Raw genomic sequence first — 18707 nt, 5'->3', positions numbered from 1 at the left:
TTTTGTTTCTTTTGAAATCTTAGTCATAAAAAATACCTCCAAAGCTAAAGTTTTTACTTTAACTTTGGGGGTATAGGTCAATAGTGCCTCTTTACTTTGAAAACGCAAGCCAACCGTTCAGTAATTTCTACTTAGTGGTCTTACTCTTACTTGCATCTTCAGCTTTCATTTTTTCTTCAAGTTCGCTGATCGAGTAAACCCCATCAGTTGAAGAATTGCCAATTTCCTTTGGCTTAATACCACGGTAATCAGGCATTCCTGTACCAGCAGGAATCAATTTACCAATGATAACATTTTCCTTCAAACCAACAAGTGGGTCATTCTTTCCACGAATAGCAGCATCAGTTAATACACGAGTTGTTTCCTGGAATGAAGCAGCAGACAAGAAACTATTGGTTTCAAGAGCGGCTTTGGTAATTCCAAGCAATACTGGACGAGCAGTAGCTGGAATTCCACCGGAAACAACGGTATCAGCGTTACTATCCTTGAAATCAAAGATATCCATCAAGGTTCCTGGAAGCACATCAGTGTCACCTGGATCCATGATACGAACTTTACGAAGCATCTGTCTAATCATGATTTCCACATGCTTATCAGAAACTTCCACACCTTGCATTCGATAAACTTTTTGAACTTCATGCAAGAGGTAGTTTTCAGTTGAAAGGACGTCTCGAACCTTCAACAATTCCTTAGGATCAACAGAACCTTCGTTCAAAGCAGATCCACGGTGAATGAAGTCACCTTCAGCAACTTTCATTTGAGCCGTAATCGGAACCGTATAAGTTCTGGTGTCAGACTCACCTTTAACAGTGACTTCCTTGGTTCTTTCAGCCGGATTTTCTTCGATCGATTCAACAATACCAGTAACTTCACTGATCTCAGCTTTACCTTTTGGATTACGGGCTTCAAAGATTTCTTGAACTCGAGGCAATCCTTGGGTGATATCAGCGTTACCAGCAACACCACCGGTATGGAAGTTCCGCATGGTTAACTGGGTACCAGGTTCACCAATTGATTGAGCAGCAACAGTCCCAACTGCTTCACCAACTTCAACTTCGTCTCCAGTAGCCAAGTTACGACCATAACACTTCTCACAAACACCGTGAATGGTATTGCAAGTAAATGCTGAACGGATCGTGACTTCTTTAATACCGAGGGCATCAATTTGCTGGGCTTGGTCTTCGGTGATCATTGTGTTAGCAGGGACAATCACTTCACCAGTCTTAGGGTTCTTAACTGTCTTGTGAGCATATCGGCCAAGAATTCGGTCATACAATGGTTCGATCATTTCATTTCCTTCAGTAATTGCACTGATAGTCAATCCACGATCGGTACCACAGTCCTTTTCACGAACAATGACATCCTGGGCCACATCAACAAGTCGACGGGTCAAGTAACCAGAGTTGGCGGTCTTAAGGGCGGTATCAGTCATCCCTTTACGGGCCCCATGGGTTGAAATGAACATTTCCAAAACAGAAAGTCCCTCACGGAAGTTTGATGTAATTGGCAGTTCCATGATTTCACCGTTAGGGGCGGCCATCAAGCCACGCATTCCAGCCAACTGAGTAAAGTTTGAAATGTTACCACGGGCACCGGAATCACTCATCATATAGATAGGATTTTGTGGATCCTGTTCATCCATCAAACGTTTCTGAATATCATCCTTAGCATCGTTCCAAATACCGATTACTCGTTCGTAACGTTCGTGATCCGTAATTAAACCACGACGGAACTGCTTGGTAACCATATCAACTTTCTTATGAGCAGCGTCAATCAATGCTTGTTTGTCAGGCAACTGGGTAATATCAGTAATCCCAACTGTCAAACCAGATTTAGTTGATTCATTGTATCCAAGATCCTTCATGCGATCCAAGAAGAATGAGGTTTCAGTCACCTTATAACGCTTATAAACTTCAGCGATAATGTCACTTAAGAACCCTTTCTTGAATGGCGGTACCAATTTGGCATCCTTTAAATGCTCATGGATATCTTCACCTGGTTCAAGGAAGTACTTGTCATCAACATAATTATTAATGTTGGTGTCAGTAGGTTCGTTAATATATGGGAAGTCTTCTGGCAAAATTCGGTTGAAAATGATCTTACCAACTGAAGTAACCAAAATCTTACCAAGTTGATCCTTAGTGAACGTCTTCTTAGGATAAGCAGATGCCTTAATTCCAACTCGAGTATGCCAATGAACAATTCCGTTCTTGTAAGCTAATTGAGCTTCGTCAGGTGAGTTAAAGATCATGCCCTCACCCTCACGGCCAGCTTCTTCCATGGTGAGGTAATAGTTACCGATAACCATATCTTGAGATGGCGTTACAACTGGCTTACCATCTTTAGGAGCTAAAATGTGGCCAGCAGCCAACATTAATAGTCTGGATTCAGCTTGGGCTTCGTCAGATAGCGGAACGTGAATCGCCATTTGGTCACCATCAAAGTCGGCGTTATAGGCTTCACAAACAAGTGGGTGCAATCGCATTGATTTACCACTAACCAGAACAGGTTCAAAGGCTTGAATACCAAGTCTATGAAGCGTAGGAGCCCGGTTCAACAGAACAGGGTGTTCCTTGATAACATCTTCCAAGACGCTGAAGACATCGTCATCTTGGCGTTCAATTTTGCGCTTAGCGTTCTTAATGTTGGAAGCTAAATTGCGGCCAACCAATTCCTTCATGATAAATGGCTTGAATAATTCCATCGCCATTGGAACTGGTAATCCCATTTGGTTCATTCGCAAATGAGGACCAACATCGATAACTGAACGGCCAGAATAATCAACCCGCTTACCAAGTAAGTTCTGACGGAAACGACCTTGCTTTCCTTTCAACATGTGTGAAAGGGACTTCAATGGCCGGTTTCCGGGACCAGCAACTGGACGACCACGACGACCATTATCGATCAAAGCATCAACGGCTTCTTGAAGCATCCGTTTTTCGTTTTGAACGATGATTCCTGGGGCGTTCAAATCAAGCAATCGTTTGAGTCGGTTGTTCCGGTTGATTACTCGACGATACAAATCGTTCAAATCAGAAGTGGCAAACCGGCCACCTTCCAATTGAACCATTGGCCGAAGATCAGGTGGGATAACTGGAATTGCATCCATTACCATCCATGAAAGTTGGTTGCCAGATTGAACGAAGGCTTCCAAAATGTCCAAACGACGAACGGCACGCGTCCGCTTTTGGCCAGTGGCATTCTTCAATTCATCCTTTAATTCAACAACTTCTTTTTCAACATCAACGTCGTTTAATAACGTCTTAATTGCTTCGGCACCAATTTGCGCTTCAAAACGAGGACCGTATTCTTGCTTCTTATCACGATATTCACGTTCTGAAAGTAATTGTTTTTTCTCCATAGGGGTGTTACCTGGTTCAGTAACAACATATGAAGCAAAGTAAATAATTTCTTCAAGTGCCCGTGGGCTCATGTCAAGGACAAGTCCCATTCGGCTAGGAATTCCCTTGAAATACCAAATGTGGGTGACTGGCGCTGCCAATTCAATATGACCCATTCGTTCACGACGAACCTTTGAACGGGTAACTTCAACCCCACAGCGGTCACAAACGATTCCCTTATAACGGATTCGTTTGTACTTACCACAAGCACATTCCCAGTCCTTGGTTGGACCGAAAATCCGCTCATCGAACAAGCCGTCTTTTTCAGGCTTCAAAGTTCGGTAGTTAATGGTTTCTGGCTTCTTAACTTCACCATATGACCAACTACGGATCTTATCAGGAGAGGCTAATCCAATTTGCATACTCTCGAATTTATTAACATCGACCACTAGTTTGACCTCCCTTAGTCATTACTGTTGTTAACGTTGGTTGATTTGGTTGCTTCTTGATCAGCAGCGGCTTTTTTATCTTTTGCTTCCTGATCCTTCTTTTGAGCCAACTTGCTCAATGCATCAACGTTAACGACATCATCGTCATCATCAAGGTCACGAAGTTCGATTTCCTTGTGACTGGAGTCAAGAACCTTCATATCAAGGCCGAGTGACTGCAGCTCTTTAACAAGCACACGGAATGATTCTGGCACACCAGGCTTTGGAATTGGCTCACCTTTAACAATGGCTTCATAAGTCTTAACCCGACCAACAACGTCATCAGACTTGTAAGTCAAAATTTCTTGGAGTGTGTAAGCAGCACCATAAGCTTCAAGTGCCCAAACTTCCATTTCACCAAAACGCTGACCACCAAACTGTGCTTTACCACCTAAAGGCTGTTGTGTAACCAATGAGTAAGGTCCAATTGAACGAGCATGAATCTTATCATCAACCATGTGGGCAAGCTTTAGGTAATGCATGACACCAACGGCGATCTTCTTATCAAATGGTTCACCGGTACGGCCATCGTACAAGATGTATTTACCATCTGAAGGCATTCCGGCTTCCTTAACAGCATCCCAAATATCTTTATCACGGGCACCATCGAAAACAGGCGTTGCAACATGGATTCCAAGTTTTCGAGCGGCCATCCCTAGATGGAGTTCCAAAACTTGACCAATGTTCATCCGTGATGGCACACCCATGGGACTCAACATGATATCAACTGGAGTTCCATCTGGCAAGAATGGCATATCCTCTTCAGGAATCACAACAGAAACAGTACCCTTGTTACCATGACGACCAGACATCTTGTCACCAACTTGGATCTTACGTTTCTGGGCGATGTAAACTCGAACCATCCGGTTAACACCAGGTGAAAGCTCATCACCATTTTCACGAGTGAAGATTTTGACATCTTGGATGATGCCGCCACCACCATGAGGAACTCTCAATGACGTGTCACGAACTTCACGTGACTTTTCACCGAAAATCGCATGGAGTAATCGCTCTTCAGCTGATAATTCAGTCACCCCTTTAGGCGTAACTTTACCAACTAAAATATCACCATCATGAACTTCGGCACCAATCCGGACAGTTCCGTCTTCGTCGAGGTTCTTTAATGCATCTTCACCAACGTTAGGAATTTCTCGGGTCATTTCCTCAGGTCCTAATTTAGTATCCCGAGTTTCTGATTCATATTCTTCAATATGAATTGATGTGTAAACATCATCCTTAACGAGTCGTTCACTGATGGCGATGGCATCTTCGAAGTTATAACCTTGCCATGTCATGAAGGCAACAACTGGGTTTTGGCCAAGTGCCAATTCCCCGCCTTCCATTGATGGACCATCGGCTAAAATTTCATCAGCATCAACGTGATCGCCAACTTTAACGATTGGCCGTTGGTTATAGTTCTTACCACCGTTTGATCGACGGAATTTCATTAACTTGTACTTATCCAATGACTTGTCGTCACGACGAACTCGGATTTCACGAGCATCAACGTATTCAACAGTTCCTGGGTACTTGCAAATCAAGGCAACTCCGGAATCATGAGCGGCTTTGTATTCAATACCAGTTCCAACAAGTGGCGCATGAGGGTCAACCAAGGGAACGGCCTGACGCTGCATGTTGGCACCCATCAAAGCACGGTTGGAATCATCATTTTCCAAGAAAGGAATACATGCAGTCGCTACGGCAACAACTTGCTTAGGCGAAACATCCATGTAATCAACTTTATCAATGCTGATTTCAATGTTATTTGATTGGTGACGAGCCATAACGATGTTATTAACAAATGAACCATCATCATTTAATGGTGAGTTGGCCTGTGCAATAACAAAGTTATCTTCTTCATCAGCAGTCAAGTAATCGATTCGGTCAGTAACCTTATGGGTCGTCCAATCAACCCGTCGGTATGGCGTCTCGATGAACCCATACTTATTAACCCGGGCATAACTGGACAAACTGTTAATCAATCCAATGTTAGGGCCTTCAGGCGTTTCGATCGGACACATCCGGCCATAATGAGTATAGTGAACATCCCGGACTTCATATCCGGCACGGTCACGCGTCAAACCACCAGGTCCAAGGGCTGACAAACGACGTTTATGCGTTAATTCGCCAAGTGGATTGGTTTGGTCCATGAATTGTGACAATTGTGATGAACCAAAGAATTCCTTAATTGAAGCAACCACTGGACGAATGTTAATCAATTGTTGAGGTGTAACGGTTGAAGTATCCTGAATTGACATTCTTTCACGAACAACTCGTTCCATTCGAGATAAGCCAATTCGGAATTGGTTTTGCAAAAGCTCACCAACTGAACGGATTCGCCGGTTACCCAAATGGTCGATATCATCAATGCTGCCAATGCCTTCTTGTAGGTTAAAAAAGTAGTTCATTGAAGAGATGATGTCTGCTGGAGTGATGTGTTTGAAGCTCAATGGAATGTTGTCATTACCAATGATTGGAACAACTCGATCAGGATCGTTGACTGATTGAACCTGAATGATTTGAACAGTCATCGGCTTTGTTACAACCGCTTCATCTGATGGATTGAAGGTGTAAGCCTTGAAATCCTTCTTATCAAGATAAGGCGCCAAGTCTTTCATAACGTCCTTAGTGACAACCGTTCCCTTTTGAGCAATGATTTCACCGGTATCCGGGTCAGCAAGGGTCTCACCCAATGTCAAACCTAACAAACGGTTCTTCAAGCTCAACTTCTTGTTAGTCTTGTAACGGCCAACGGGCGCCATATCATAACGCTTTGGATCAAAGAAGCGGGCAGTCAGCAAACTTCTTGATGAATCAGCAGTCTTAGGCTCGCCGGGACGTAGTCGTTCATAAATATCCTTCAATGATTCTTCAACCCGAGAATCATCGGTGTCCTTATGAACATCCTTTTCCAACGTTAAGCCAAGGCTTTCACTGTCACCCAGCATGTCAACGATCTCTGAATCGTTGCCAAAGCCAAGGGCTCTGATTAATTCGGTCAAAGGAATTTTTCGGGTTCGATCAATTCGAACATAAGCAATATTCTTTGCGTCGGTTTCAAATTCTAGCCAAGCACCTCTGTTAGGAATTACAGTCGTTCCATAAGAAGCCCGGCCATTCTTGTCGGTATCTTCATGATAATAGACACCAGGTGAACGAACTAATTGAGAAACAATTACCCGCTCTGCCCCATTAATGATAAACGTACCTTGATCAGTCATTAGTGGAAAATCGCCAAAGAATACATCTTGGGTCTTAATTTCGCCAGTCTCGTGATTGGTTAATTTCAAGGTAATGTGAAGTGGAGCTGAGTAGTTAGCTTCATGTTCACGAGCCTCATCTACAGTGTATTTTGGCTCTAACAATTGATAATCAACAAACTCTAATGATAGTTTTCCTTGAAAATCATCGATTGGCATAATGCCTTCGAATGTTTCGCGAAGTCCCTCATCTAAAAACCAGTTGTAAGAATTAGTCTGGATTTCAATAAGGTTCGGTAAATCAAGCACTTCTTTGATTCGTGCATAACTTCGTCGGGTACGGTGTTTTCCATATTTAACTAAGTGTCCTGCCAAGTTTTTCACCTCTCCAAAAAATTCCGGAATCGAAATGTTACAATTTGATTACAATTGCGCTTTTTACCGGATTTTGAGCAAAAAAAATCCAAAAACAAGCTCAACTTGCTTTTGGTTTTTTATGCAGGTCAACCCGGACAATAGATCGCGTTGGCCATTTCGATTCACAACAAATACAACTAACAATGTACCAATCTAAACGATAAATGTCAACCGATATTGCTTCGAACCGCGGTTATTTTTTGTTATTCACCAAAGTTTTGCGTTCTGGCTTTTTAACTGAAATTGTAATCTGCTTGTTACGACCACCAACTGTTACTGAATCACCAGGAACAATCTCTTTGGCCAGCAGCTTGGCACTCAACTTGTCTTCCAATTCGGTTTGGATAGCTCGCCGAATTGGCCGGGCACCATATTGAGGATCGTACCCCCGATCGGCAATGATACCAATGGCAGTCTTCGTCACTTTGATATCAATGCCTTGATCGTGAATCCGTTTGATAACCGGCTTGGTCATCAAGTGCACAATCTGGCCAAGTTCAGCCTTAGTCAATGAGTGGAAGACAACGACTTCATCAATTCGATTCAAGAACTCTGGTCGGAATTGTTTCTTCAAAGCAGCCTGAATCGTATCCTTCATTTCATTGTAGCCTTCCTTAGGATCTTCTTGACCAAACCCAACAGTCTTCTTATCACGAAGCGTTGTGGCGCCAAGGTTGGAAGTCATGATAATGACGGTATTTCTAAAGTCAATCTTACGACCCTTTGAATCGGTCAGGTAACCATCATCTAAGACTTGCAGCAACAAGTTAAAGACATCTGGGTGGGCCTTTTCAACTTCATCAAATAGGACAACGGAGTATGGCTTCTGACGAACCTTTTCGGTCAGTTGACCACCTTCGTCATAACCGACGTATCCAGGAGCAGACCCAATCAAACGACTCGTTGAGTACTTCTCCATGAACTCACTCATGTCGACTCTGATCATATCATCTTCAGAACCAAAGACTGCCTCTGCCACTGCTTTGGCAAGTTCGGTCTTACCAACCCCAGTAGGTCCAAGGAACATGAATGACCCAATTGGGCGATTTGGATCTTTCAACCCACTCCGGGCTCTTCGAATTGAACGAGAAACGGCCGAAATAGCTTCTTCTTGGCCAACAACCCGCTTGTGAAGAACTTTTTCCAAATTAACCAATCGATCAGCTTCTGTCCGACTCAAACGAGTTACTGGAATGCCAGTCCATTCGCCCACAATTTCGGCGACATCCTGACCAGTTTCTTTGACTGGGTAATGCGTTTCATCACCATCATCGGATTGATCGTTCTTGGCTAATTCATCTTGCAACTTATTAGCCTGCTTACGCAATTTGGCAGCCTTGTCATAGTCTTGCGCGACCAATGCCTCGTTTAATTGTGAAAGCAACTCAGATAATTGTTTGTGATCGTCAACAACTTCGGAATTTTGGAGATGGTCAATTCGAACTTTGGCAGCTGCTTCATCCATCAAGTCAATGGCCTTATCTGGTAAGAACCGGTCACTAATGTAACGGTTTGAAAGGTTAACCGCTGTTTCAATTGCTTCATCAGTAATTTCAACATGATGATGTTGTTCGTACTTCGGCCGCAGCCCCTTGAGAATTTGAGCAGTTTCGTCAGTCGTGGGCTCGTCAACCATCACTTTGGCAAATCGACGTTCCAAGGCAGCATCTGATTCAATGTACTTTTGGTATTCATCAAGCGTTGTTGCCCCGATTAACTGAAGCTCACCACGAGCCAATGCAGGTTTCAAGATATTGGAGGCATCAATTGCCCCTTCGGCACCACCGGCACCAATTAAGGTATGCAGCTCATCAATGAAGAGAATGATGTTACCATCTGAATAAATTTCATCGATCACTTTCTTCAAGCGGTCTTCGAATTCGCCACGGTACTTGGTTCCGGCAACCAATGAGCCCATGTCGAGCATCATCAAGCGTTTGTTAACCATGTCGCCGGGAACTTCGCCTTTAACGATTCGTTCAGCAAGGCCTTCTGCAATGGCTGTTTTTCCAACGCCGGGTTCTCCAATTAGAACTGGGTTATTCTTAGTCCGCCGAGCTAAAATCTGAACCACCCGCTTAACTTCAAGATCACGGCCAATGGTTGGATCAAGCCGGTCTTGACGAGCTAATTCAGTTAAGTCACGAGCCAATGAATCAATCGTTGGTGTCTTTGATTCATTTCGTTTTGATTGACGGCCCCGTTGCTTGGCTGCCATGTTTGAAGCCATTGAACCACCACTAATTCCCATTTTGCGCAATGTTACTTTGCGAATTTGTGATAGATCAAGCCCCAAATTAATTAAAATTCTGGATGATAAGATTGTCTCATCGGTTAGAAGTGAAAGTAAAATGTGTTCGGTTCCTACTTTAGAAACGCCATTTTTCTTGGCGAAATCTCCTGCTTGGGCTAAAACTTCCTTAGCCTTTGGTGAATATGGCAGGTAATCTGTACTTGAAAGATTCTTCAAGTTGCCATAACCAGCAAACCGTTCGACTTCTTCTGTGACATCTTCGGCAGTTACTGAGAACTGTTGAAGTGCTTTATAAGCGATCCCATTCGTTTCAATCAGTAGACCTAGTAAAAGGTGTTCAGTACCGATAGCCTGATGTTTAAATTTCTTGGCTTGTTCCTGAGCGATGGTTAAAACATTCTTAGCGCTTGGAGTAAACAAATTATTCATAGAAACCCTCACTTTCTATCCCTCGTAACGTAAACGATTCAGGATTGATATCATTATATTCGCTCTCATGATATCTGTTAAATCATTATTGTTCAGGTCAATCGCATCTTTATCAATCGCGGCCAAAATAATGCTGGCCTCTCTACGATTAATTAAGTCATTATTATATAACGTTTGAACGATTGTTTCACTATCTCTTTTGGATAACTTGTTACCAATCGCGGCGATTAATGAATCTAAAACGTCGATATCGTCTAATAAGCGGACTTTTTCTATTCTAATGTAGCCGCCACCACCACGCTTGCTCTCAACGATATAACCATTTTGGATAGTAAATCGCGTATTGATTACGTAGTTGATTTGGGACGGTACAACGTCAAACAAACCAGCAATTTCAGAACGACGAATCTTAACCTGTTCGTTATCTGCAAGGATTTGTTTTAAATAACGTTCAATTAAATCTGAAATATTTTCGTCCGCCATTTCATCACCCATTCTTTGACTAATATTGACTATTATTATACGAATGTCTGAGGAAAGTGCAAGGAAAAGGATTGAGAGTGCGAAAACAAGCGGTTAAGAATCGGAGTGTAAGTCTCCTTTGGAAGAAATTCGTGGGCTTGGAATTTTTTTCAAAGGTGCTTACGCGCAGATTCTTGCTTGTTTTCGCACGTTTCTGCTATGTAACAAAGAACCTCGGTGCTTGTTTTCAGTTATGTGCAGGGAACTGATGGGCTGAGCACGTTTCTATGTAATGGTGACATCATTGTCCCCCTTGGCTCATACATTAGGGTTCAGTGTCGTCGGAGCACGTTTACTGTGTAAAAGAATATTTTATTTGTAGCACCCTAAGTTGCCTTTAGAGGAAATTCCCGGGCTTGGAATTTTTTTCTAAAGGTGCTTACGCGCAGATTCTTGCTTGTTTTCGCACGTTTCTGCTATGTAACAAAGAACCTCGGTGCCTATTTTCATCTATGTGCAGACTTCTGCTTGTTAGAATGTAGAACGCACTCAGCGAACAAGCCACTTATTTTCTAATCTGCCCTTGATAAAACCACCACAAGCGAGGGATAATAAAAACATTCTAATCATAGGAGGCTCATCATGTCCAAAAGTCGATTCTCCATATTTAATCAGTTTGCTTCAGCGATTGTCCTCGTGGCGATGTACTTAGGGGTGGATGTCATCTTTCACGGAACTAGCCCACTTATTCATGCGTCTTTTCGTTTTGTATTTGCACTTATCGTTGCAGGTATCGTGTATTACATAATTGGAGCGGACAAGCTCCGCAATTCACATGTTAAATACAGAAAGTCTACCAAAGTCTGGTGCTTTTTATTAGTACTAGCAGCTTTGTTGGTATTCCGAAATGTAACTGGTCAAATTATCCAAGTGCTTGGTTCGAAAACGTTAATTGGTGATACATTCATGGCACTATCTGCTGGCATTTGCGAGGAGTTTTTGTTCCGGGGGTTGCTCTTATCTTCATGCCTATGCGTTTTTAATCGCCATCGTTTGAGGTACACATTGGCCGCCTGCTCTTCGTCAGCCCTTTTTGGGTTGTTTCATTTTGTAAATGCGCTGCATCAGCCCCTTAACACGACCGTCCAACAGGTCATTTATGCCTTTGTCCTTGGCTTGCTGCTCGCTTCAATTCGAATCGCAACAAATACCATGGGTTGGAATGTTCTTCTGCATTCATTGTTCGACTGGAGTGCCGGGCTTTCGGTTAACCCGTCATTAAGTGGGATCACTCCATGGACGCCATTTATCATTATTTGGGGACTCGTATTTTTGGTGGCGTTATTCTTTTTAATTTCATTTGACCACAACGCCAACGATAGTCACTTATCTAAAACCTATTCACTTGGTAACTAATTCTAAATTATATTGATCATTGCAAAAAGGAAGTTGTTTGGCCATCATTGGGGCTTGGCCAAGCAACTTCCTTTGTCATCTTATGAACCATTTCTTTGCGATGAGTTTATTTCAAGACACAAAAAAATCGGGAAAACAAGATTTGAACTTGCGACCCCTACGTCCCGAACGTAGTGCTCTACCAAGCTGAGCTACTTCCCGATGATTAAGCAATATTCAGTTAACATAATCAATATATCGATAAAAAAGTCGGGAAGACAGGATTCGAACCTGCGACCCCCTGGTCCCAAACCAGGTGCTCTACCAAGCTGAGCTACTTCCCGAAAATGATGGCAATAAAAAATGCACCCAGTAGGAGTCGAACCTACAACCTTCTGATTCGTAGTCAGACACTCTATCCAGTTGCGCTATGGGTGCAAAATAATTATTCAATTAAGCTTGTGACACAACAACCAATAAAATTTGATTGAAGCGGAAGACGGGATTCGAACCCGCGACCCCCACCATGGCAAGGTGATGTTCTACCACTGAACTACTTCCGCAAAATGCCGACTAGACGATTCGAACGCCCGACCTCTTCATTACTAGTGAAGCGCTCTAACCAACTGAGCTAAGTCGGCAAAACAATAATATGCAGGCATCTAGTACCTATGCGGGCGAAGGGATTCGAACCCCCACGTCATAAGACACTAGAACCTAAATCTAGCGCGTCTGCCAGTTCCGCCACGCCCGCATTGTAAAAAACCGGCAATGAGCCGTGGCAGTCTCGAACTGCCGACCCTCTGATTAAAAGTCAGATGCTCTACCAACTGAGCTAACGGCTCATATGGAGGATACAGGGATCGAACCTGTGACCTCCTGCTTGTAAGGCAGATGCTCTCCCAGCTGAGCTAATCCTCCATGAAACTATTGTTACATGTTGGTAGTAACACCATCAACACAACTATTAAATTTTACCATTACCACTCAACTCAAGTCAAGAAGTAATTTAAAATTCTTTGCTGGCTTAACAGTTGCTTCGTCAGGTTATTTTCCGACAAAAAATATTATATCCTATCCGGGAAAACATTGCTAGTCCAATTTGCAGTTTTTTTGAATTAATTCAGTCAATATCGTTTTTTGCATGGTTTAATGCTTTTAAACGCCCATTTTGACCGATGGATATGTGTGTTCTAAAAGGCTGCCGTCCACAAGCTTGAACGCTTATAGTAAAATTCGGTTAAAATTCAGACCGAAGCACCCCACTGATCACCCCAAATTCAAAAAAAAGACAAGGAACATTTCTGCTCCTTGCCTTCCAGTTCTCCTCCAAAATGGTGGGTCATCTTGGATTCAACATACTGGGGAATGGTAAACGGACCATACAAAGATGGGGGATCTAAGTAAGACCGGTAACCAATAAAAGACCGTTTTATGGGTTACATTTATTAAATACGTATTTTTTACTGCGGATTATTTAATTATTTTTGCTTTTCAATTTTTTCTTTGCCGTGCATGTACGGACGAAGCACCTCTGGAATCGTGACAGAACCGTCTTCGTTTTGATAGTTTTCTAAGATTGCAGCCACAGTTCGACCTACAGCCAATCCTGAGCCGTTCAGCGTATGGACAAAGTGAAGCTTGCCATCTTCATCCCGGTATTGGATATGGGCTCTTCTAGCCTGAAAATCAGTCGTATTTGAACAGCTGGAAATTTCCCGGTACTTATCCTGCGCTGGGAACCAAACTTCCAAGTCGTGGGTCATTGCAGCCGTGAAGCTCATGTCACTGGTGGTCAACGTAATAACGTGATAAGCAAGGCCTAACTTTTTCAAGTTATCTTCAGCTTGATGCGTAATTTGTTCCAACGCATCCCACGAATCTTCCGGTTTGGTGAATTTAACCATCTCAACCTTGTTAAATTGGTGAAGCCGAATCAATCCTTTTGTGTCTCGACCGGCACTTCCGGCTTCGGAACGGAAAGCTGGGCTGAGCGCTGTGAATGAAACTGGTAGTTTTTCTTCTGGGATTACTTCATCTCGATAATAGTTAACCAATGGGACCTCAGCGGTTGGAATCATCGTCAAATCTGTGCCTGTCAACTCGTAGCCGGCCTTAGTTTCCAGGAACTTAGGGAATTGCCCAGTTCCATACATTGAAGCTTCATTAACCATATATGGCGGAATGACTTCTTGATAACCAGCGGCCGTGTTTTGATCAAGATAGAAATTATAAACTGCTCGTTCAAGCAGGGCACCGTCACCGATATAATAAACAAACCGGCTGCCGGAAACTTTTGCTGCCCGTTCAAAATCGAGAATCCCAAGATCTTCACCGATATCCCAGTGATGTTTAGGCTTAAACCCAAATGATGGAATCGTACCAACTTTCCGGAGTTCAACAGAGCCTTCTTCAGTCAATGAAACCGGCACGTCATCGGCAGGAATGTTTGGTAAATGGGCAGCAAGATCGTGCTCATCTTCTTCAATTTTCTTCAATTGATCATCGAGTGCTTTAATCTTTTGGCCGGTTTGCTTCATCTGATTAATTGCATCGCTGGCATCTTCCTTGTTGCGCTTTGCGTGGGAAATTTTCTCTGAAACTTCATTCCGGGTTGCCTTCAAAGATTCTGATTCAACAATTAAATCTCGACGCTTGGCATCGTAACCTAGTAATTCATCAATGGTTTCAGGCTTAATGCCCCGGGTTGCTAACTTCTTCTTGGTAAAATCTGGATCTTTTCTAATTTGCTTGATGTCTAACATATTATCCTCCTTAGAATGTTGGTGTTTTTTGGAAATTTTTTCGCAGCTATTGCTGAAACGTACTTGTAAAGGCTGACCCCTGACAGTTAAGGCAATTAGCCCAATATTGAAGACCACAATATTCGGCTAATCGCCTTAACTTCTGGGGTCAAAACGCCTTTTCAACCACTCTACAAAAAAAGAACCCTTCATCACTGGGACGAAGGATCCTTTTCGCGGTACCACCCAAGTTCTTAACCAGTTACTCGTGGTTAAGCTCTCTAGTATGGTAACGGCATACACCGTGCGACATTGCTCGCCCGCTTTCTTGTGCTGGAATATTCGACGACAATTTTCACCGACCATTGTCTCTCTGAAGTCTACTTAATAGGCACAAAACGTTTTATCTGTACTTGATTATAGCGAATCATTGATTAAATCACAAGGTGCTAAATCGCTAATTGCGCCATCTTTTGGTCGATTAAATCGATGACCTTGTGTTTATCCGCATCGTTCTCAACAAAATCATACTTGTCGCCATCGATTTGAATTTTTGGGGACTTGTCATAATTGGCAAACCACTTCTGATAACGCTCATTCAAATCTTTATAGTATTGATACAGGCTTGGATCATTATCAATCTGTTCAAACGAACGGCCACGCTTTTGAATCCGTTTCAACATCGTCTCAAACGAAATATTGATATGAATCAGCAGATTGGGGTTCTTACTATGAGGTGTCTCTGGGAGTTCCTGCATCATGTTCTTCAGCAAGGAATCGTAGATATCCACTTCAGTTTCAGTCGCCCGACCGAGATCGGCATTCAAATGAAAGAGTAATGAGTCCTCAAAAATCGAGCGATCCAAAACACTCTCATCATTTTGCCAAGCTTTCTTGATGTCATCCATCCGGCGATTCAAGAAGTCAATTTGGAGTAAGAACGCGTATTTTTTGGGATCCTTATAGAAAAGTGGCGAGATCCGGTTATGTTCAACAGATTCATAATATGCGGGCGTTCCCAAATGTTTCGACAGCATCTGGGTCAGTGAAGTCTTCCCCGCACCAATTGTTCCAGCTAGTACAAGCATGTTTAGTCCCCTTACATTCAGTGAAATTCTTTAAGTCACTCAACATATTGTACTAGTTCAGGAGGATGGGTTCAACATATTGTGTAAATTATTTAATCTTGGAAGTATCCACGACTTCGATATTATCCATTCCACCGTATGCGTCAAACCATGGAGTTGCATTTTGACCCAAGATTTCGGTCAATTCCTTCACGTTTTTGGTACCCTTGTCCTTCAGCCAATCAACCAAGCCTTTTTCGCCATCCTTAATCCAGATATCAACACTTTCCAGCCAAGTTGCCCGGCCACTCAAGACACCGTTAAATTTGGCACCGGCATCGCCAGCCAGCTTCAACTCACGCTGAAAGATTGGTGTCGGCACACCAGCACTCAAGAAAATGTAAGGCCGCGTTGCTTCGGCACTCAACTCTTTCAAGTAGCCCTTGGCCTGATCCTCAGTGTAGGCATACTCATCACCATCGGTCCAGCCTTGAACATAAGTTGGGTTAAATGGTACTTCCATTTTCAAAACATCAATGTGATATTTATCCTGCGTGAATTCCTTCATTGACTTCAAAACTAATTCAGGCTTGATTTTTGCAAAATCCAAGGACTTGCTATCCAGCTTATCATCGTATGTGACAATTTCGAAGAAGGTTGGTACTTCGGCGGCAAGGCCTTCAGTCCCATAGCGTTCTGCGAAGGCTTTTTTCACATCGTTGATTTCATCTGGGTCATTGGGGTTGTAGTAAACCAACACCTTTAAAGCATTGGCACCGCGTTCAATCATAATTTGTGCAGATTGTTCTGGAATCAAGCTTGGTAAGCGGCCAGGTGTGTCAGCATCGTAGCCGGTCTTTTCGTAAGACATAATTAAACCGGTGTCGGGACTCTTAGCTTCAATCCCTTTAAAGCCCATCTGTTCGTCTAATAAGACCGCGGAGCTTAAGGCGCTCAACTCACCGGAAACGATTCTCTTGAAATCGTAGACCATGTCCATTGTGAAAGCTTTTCCGTATTTCTTGGAAGCCTTTTTCATACCTTTAACAAGTGATCCGCGTTGATCTAGCGCCATTGCGTTGATAATTCCTTTATCATCGGAAACTTCCATCATTCTGCGGAATTTTCCTTTGGACATAAACTTTTTTGTCATATTTACCACCTCATTTATTAAATATACCAATTAAGTCGATTCTACCAAACATGCAGGGGATATGGCAAGTTATAATGACTAATAAATAAAAAAAGACCCGCCCAAATGGATAGACCAATTTTAAAATTGAACTTTATTTTTCGTTTAATTTCGACAAATCTTCATCCTTATGAGCTGGGGAAACGTCGACTTTTTCAAGCGGAATGATTTTCGTGTGATGCTTCAGCTTATAGACGATATAAAGGATCAGAACCAATGGCACACTCATGTAAGTGACCAAGATTTGTTTCCAATCAAAGCTGGCAAATGCACTTGGATTTTGGCCAACTATAACCAAAATACATAAAATTAAGCACAGTACCGGTCCAAATGGAAATAGCTTCGCGTGATATTTCAATTCACTCAAATTGTGCCCCTGCTTGATGAATGCCCGCCTAAAGCGATAGTGGGAAATGGCGATTCCAAACCAGGCAATAAAACCAGTTAAACCGGAAGCGGCGACCAACCACATGTAGAGCTTCGGGCCGGCAATACTTGAAATGAAGGTCAACAATGAAACGACGGTTGTCACAAGCAGTGAGTAATAAGGAATCCCGTTGGCTGCCGTTTCGCCAAGTTTCTTGGGAGCATAACCACTATTGGACAATGAATACAGCATCCGGGTTGAAGCATACATCCCTGAATTGGCTGATGAAATGACTGACGTCAAAATAACAGCGTTCATAATACTTGCGGCGGCTGCAAGTCCTGCCCGCTGAAAGACCAGCGTAAAGGGACTAATGGCAATGTCAGTTGCACTGGAACCTAGCAGGGAGTGACTGGTATAAGGAATAATTGCAGCGATCACAAAAATTGTCAAAATATAGAATAAAATGATTCGCCAGAATACCTCGTTAATGGCCTTTGGCACACTGTGCTGAGGATCCTTGGATTCACCAGCAGTAATCCCAACTAATTCAGTCCCCTGAAATGAGAAGCCGGCAACCACGAAAACGGTCAAAATCGCCGGGAACCCACCTACAAACGGCGCCTGCTTAATTGAAAAGTTACGCATTCCAACAAAATGACCACCCATGATACCAAAAATGGTTAACGCCCCAACAATCAGAAAGACGATGATGGTGACAACTTTGATCAGTGACATCCAGAACTCAGTTTCTCCAAACGTGCTGACTGACATCGCGTTGATTAAGAAGATCAGGAGCAACGCAATCGCGCTCCAAATCCAAGCTGGCACATTTGGCAACCAGAACTTCATCACCAGAGCGGCCGTACTAATATCAACGGCAACGGTAATTGCCCAGTTGAACCAGTAATTCCACCCCATTGCAAATCCGAGCGCTGGATCAACATATTTAGCTGAATAAGCAGCGAACGAACCAGAAATTGGCATGTTGGTGGCCATTTCACCAAGGCTGGTCATCAAAAAGTAAACCATCATCCCCATCAGGACGTAGGCAGTTAACGCCCCACCAGGCCCAGCCTGACTAATTGCAGATCCACTGGCAACAAACAAGCCAGTTCCAATACAGCCACCTAAAGCGATCATCGAAACGTGGCGGGCTTTTAACCCCCGTTGCACGTGACCGTTCGGTTCTTCATTTGAATTTTCCTTCATGATTTCGTCTCCTAAATATAAAAGTGAGCGGAGTAAAGCGCTTAGAAGTCAGAGTGTATAGCTCCAACGAGGGAAATTCCTGGTTCTGGAATTTTTCTCGGTGGTGCTTACATGCAGACTTCTGCTTTACGGAGCTGTC

9 protein-coding genes and 8 tRNA genes are annotated in these 18707 nt (G+C 43.1%); 1 reads left to right on the top strand and 16 read right to left on the bottom strand.

Annotated features, from left to right (window positions below):
• Positions 1–127 precede the first annotated feature (127 nt).
• The 4 genes from rpoC to KTE19_RS08410 form a co-directional block, all read right to left on the bottom strand.
• Positions 128–3790 carry a DNA-directed RNA polymerase subunit beta' gene (rpoC, locus tag KTE19_RS08425; protein WP_217163381.1) on the bottom strand — a complete coding sequence of 1221 codons (3663 nt, stop codon included), beginning with the start codon at positions 3788–3790 and terminating at the stop codon, positions 128–130.
• A 14-nt stretch (positions 3791–3804) separates the two neighbouring features.
• On the bottom strand, positions 3805–7413 hold the full coding sequence (gene rpoB, locus KTE19_RS08420) for a DNA-directed RNA polymerase subunit beta (RefSeq protein ID WP_217342070.1): 3609 nt from the start codon (positions 7411–7413) through the stop codon (positions 3805–3807).
• A gap of 226 nt (positions 7414–7639) precedes the next feature.
• Complete coding sequence (locus KTE19_RS08415) at positions 7640–10129, bottom strand: ATP-dependent Clp protease ATP-binding subunit (RefSeq protein WP_217342069.1); 2490 nt, start codon at positions 10127–10129, stop codon at positions 7640–7642.
• A 15-nt stretch (positions 10130–10144) separates the two neighbouring features.
• Positions 10145–10612: a CtsR family transcriptional regulator gene (locus KTE19_RS08410; RefSeq protein ID WP_217342068.1), complete on the bottom strand. Its 468-nt coding sequence runs from the start codon at positions 10610–10612 to the stop codon at positions 10145–10147.
• A gap of 621 nt (positions 10613–11233) precedes the next feature.
• On the opposite strand from KTE19_RS08410, the gene KTE19_RS08405 reads away from it, so the two are divergent.
• Positions 11234–12007, top strand: coding sequence for a CPBP family intramembrane glutamic endopeptidase (locus KTE19_RS08405; protein ID WP_217163373.1), 774 nt, complete (start codon positions 11234–11236; stop codon positions 12005–12007).
• Positions 12008–12134: 127 nt separating this feature from the next.
• Here KTE19_RS08405 and KTE19_RS08400 read toward each other — a convergent pair.
• From KTE19_RS08400 to KTE19_RS08345, 12 genes are all read right to left on the bottom strand, one after another.
• Positions 12135–12208, bottom strand: a tRNA-Pro gene (locus KTE19_RS08400).
• Positions 12209–12256: 48 nt separating this feature from the next.
• Positions 12257–12330: transfer RNA gene (locus KTE19_RS08395), tRNA-Pro, on the bottom strand.
• Between the two features lie 20 nt (positions 12331–12350).
• Positions 12351–12424, bottom strand: a tRNA-Arg gene (locus KTE19_RS08390).
• A 53-nt stretch (positions 12425–12477) separates the two neighbouring features.
• Positions 12478–12549 (bottom strand) — tRNA-Gly (locus KTE19_RS08385).
• Between the two features lie 4 nt (positions 12550–12553).
• Positions 12554–12627 (bottom strand) — tRNA-Thr (locus KTE19_RS08380).
• A gap of 31 nt (positions 12628–12658) precedes the next feature.
• Positions 12659–12740 (bottom strand) — tRNA-Leu (locus tag KTE19_RS08375).
• An 18-nt stretch (positions 12741–12758) separates the two neighbouring features.
• A tRNA-Lys gene (locus KTE19_RS08370) sits at positions 12759–12831 on the bottom strand.
• A gap of 3 nt (positions 12832–12834) precedes the next feature.
• Positions 12835–12907 (bottom strand) — tRNA-Val (locus KTE19_RS08365).
• Positions 12908–13467: 560 nt separating this feature from the next.
• Positions 13468–14751 (bottom strand): serine--tRNA ligase, encoded by a 1284-nt coding sequence (serS, locus tag KTE19_RS08360; protein WP_217163372.1) that lies wholly within the window; start codon positions 14749–14751, stop codon positions 13468–13470.
• Positions 14752–15179: 428 nt separating this feature from the next.
• Positions 15180–15818, bottom strand: a complete 639-nt coding sequence (locus tag KTE19_RS08355; protein ID WP_217342067.1) for a deoxynucleoside kinase — start codon at positions 15816–15818, stop codon at positions 15180–15182.
• A gap of 88 nt (positions 15819–15906) precedes the next feature.
• Complete coding sequence (locus KTE19_RS08350) at positions 15907–16950, bottom strand: tagatose 1,6-diphosphate aldolase (RefSeq protein ID WP_217342066.1); 1044 nt, start codon at positions 16948–16950, stop codon at positions 15907–15909.
• Positions 16951–17083: 133 nt separating this feature from the next.
• Positions 17084–18568, bottom strand: a complete 1485-nt coding sequence (locus tag KTE19_RS08345) for an amino acid permease (RefSeq protein ID WP_217163366.1) — start codon at positions 18566–18568, stop codon at positions 17084–17086.
• Between the last annotated feature and the right edge of the window lie 139 nt (positions 18569–18707).

Source organism: Lentilactobacillus dabitei (genome assembly GCF_019061365.1).
Taxonomy (GTDB): domain Bacteria; phylum Bacillota; class Bacilli; order Lactobacillales; family Lactobacillaceae; genus Lentilactobacillus; species Lentilactobacillus dabitei.
Note: the sequence above shows the minus strand (reverse complement) of the source record. Positions and strands in the feature narration are given on the sequence as shown.

Bases quoted from the DNA above. Each gene is read 5' to 3' on its own strand.
- KTE19_RS08350 (WP_217342066.1), bottom strand. From the start codon at position 16,950: ATGACAAAAAAGTTTATGTCCAAAGGAAAATTCCGCAGAATGATGGAA.
- serS (WP_217163372.1), bottom strand. From the start codon at position 14,751: ATGTTAGACATCAAGCAAATTAGAAAAGATCCAGATTTTACCAAGAAG.
- KTE19_RS08355 (WP_217342067.1), bottom strand. From the start codon at position 15,818: ATGCTTGTACTAGCTGGAACAATTGGTGCGGGGAAGACTTCACTGACC.
- KTE19_RS08410 (WP_217342068.1), bottom strand. From the start codon at position 10,612: ATGGCGGACGAAAATATTTCAGATTTAATTGAACGTTATTTAAAACAA.
- KTE19_RS08415 (WP_217342069.1), bottom strand. From the start codon at position 10,129: ATGAATAATTTGTTTACTCCAAGCGCTAAGAATGTTTTAACCATCGCT.
- KTE19_RS08345 (WP_217163366.1), bottom strand. From the start codon at position 18,568: ATGAAGGAAAATTCAAATGAAGAACCGAACGGTCACGTGCAACGGGGG.
- KTE19_RS08405 (WP_217163373.1), top strand. From the start codon at position 11,234: ATGTCCAAAAGTCGATTCTCCATATTTAATCAGTTTGCTTCAGCGATT.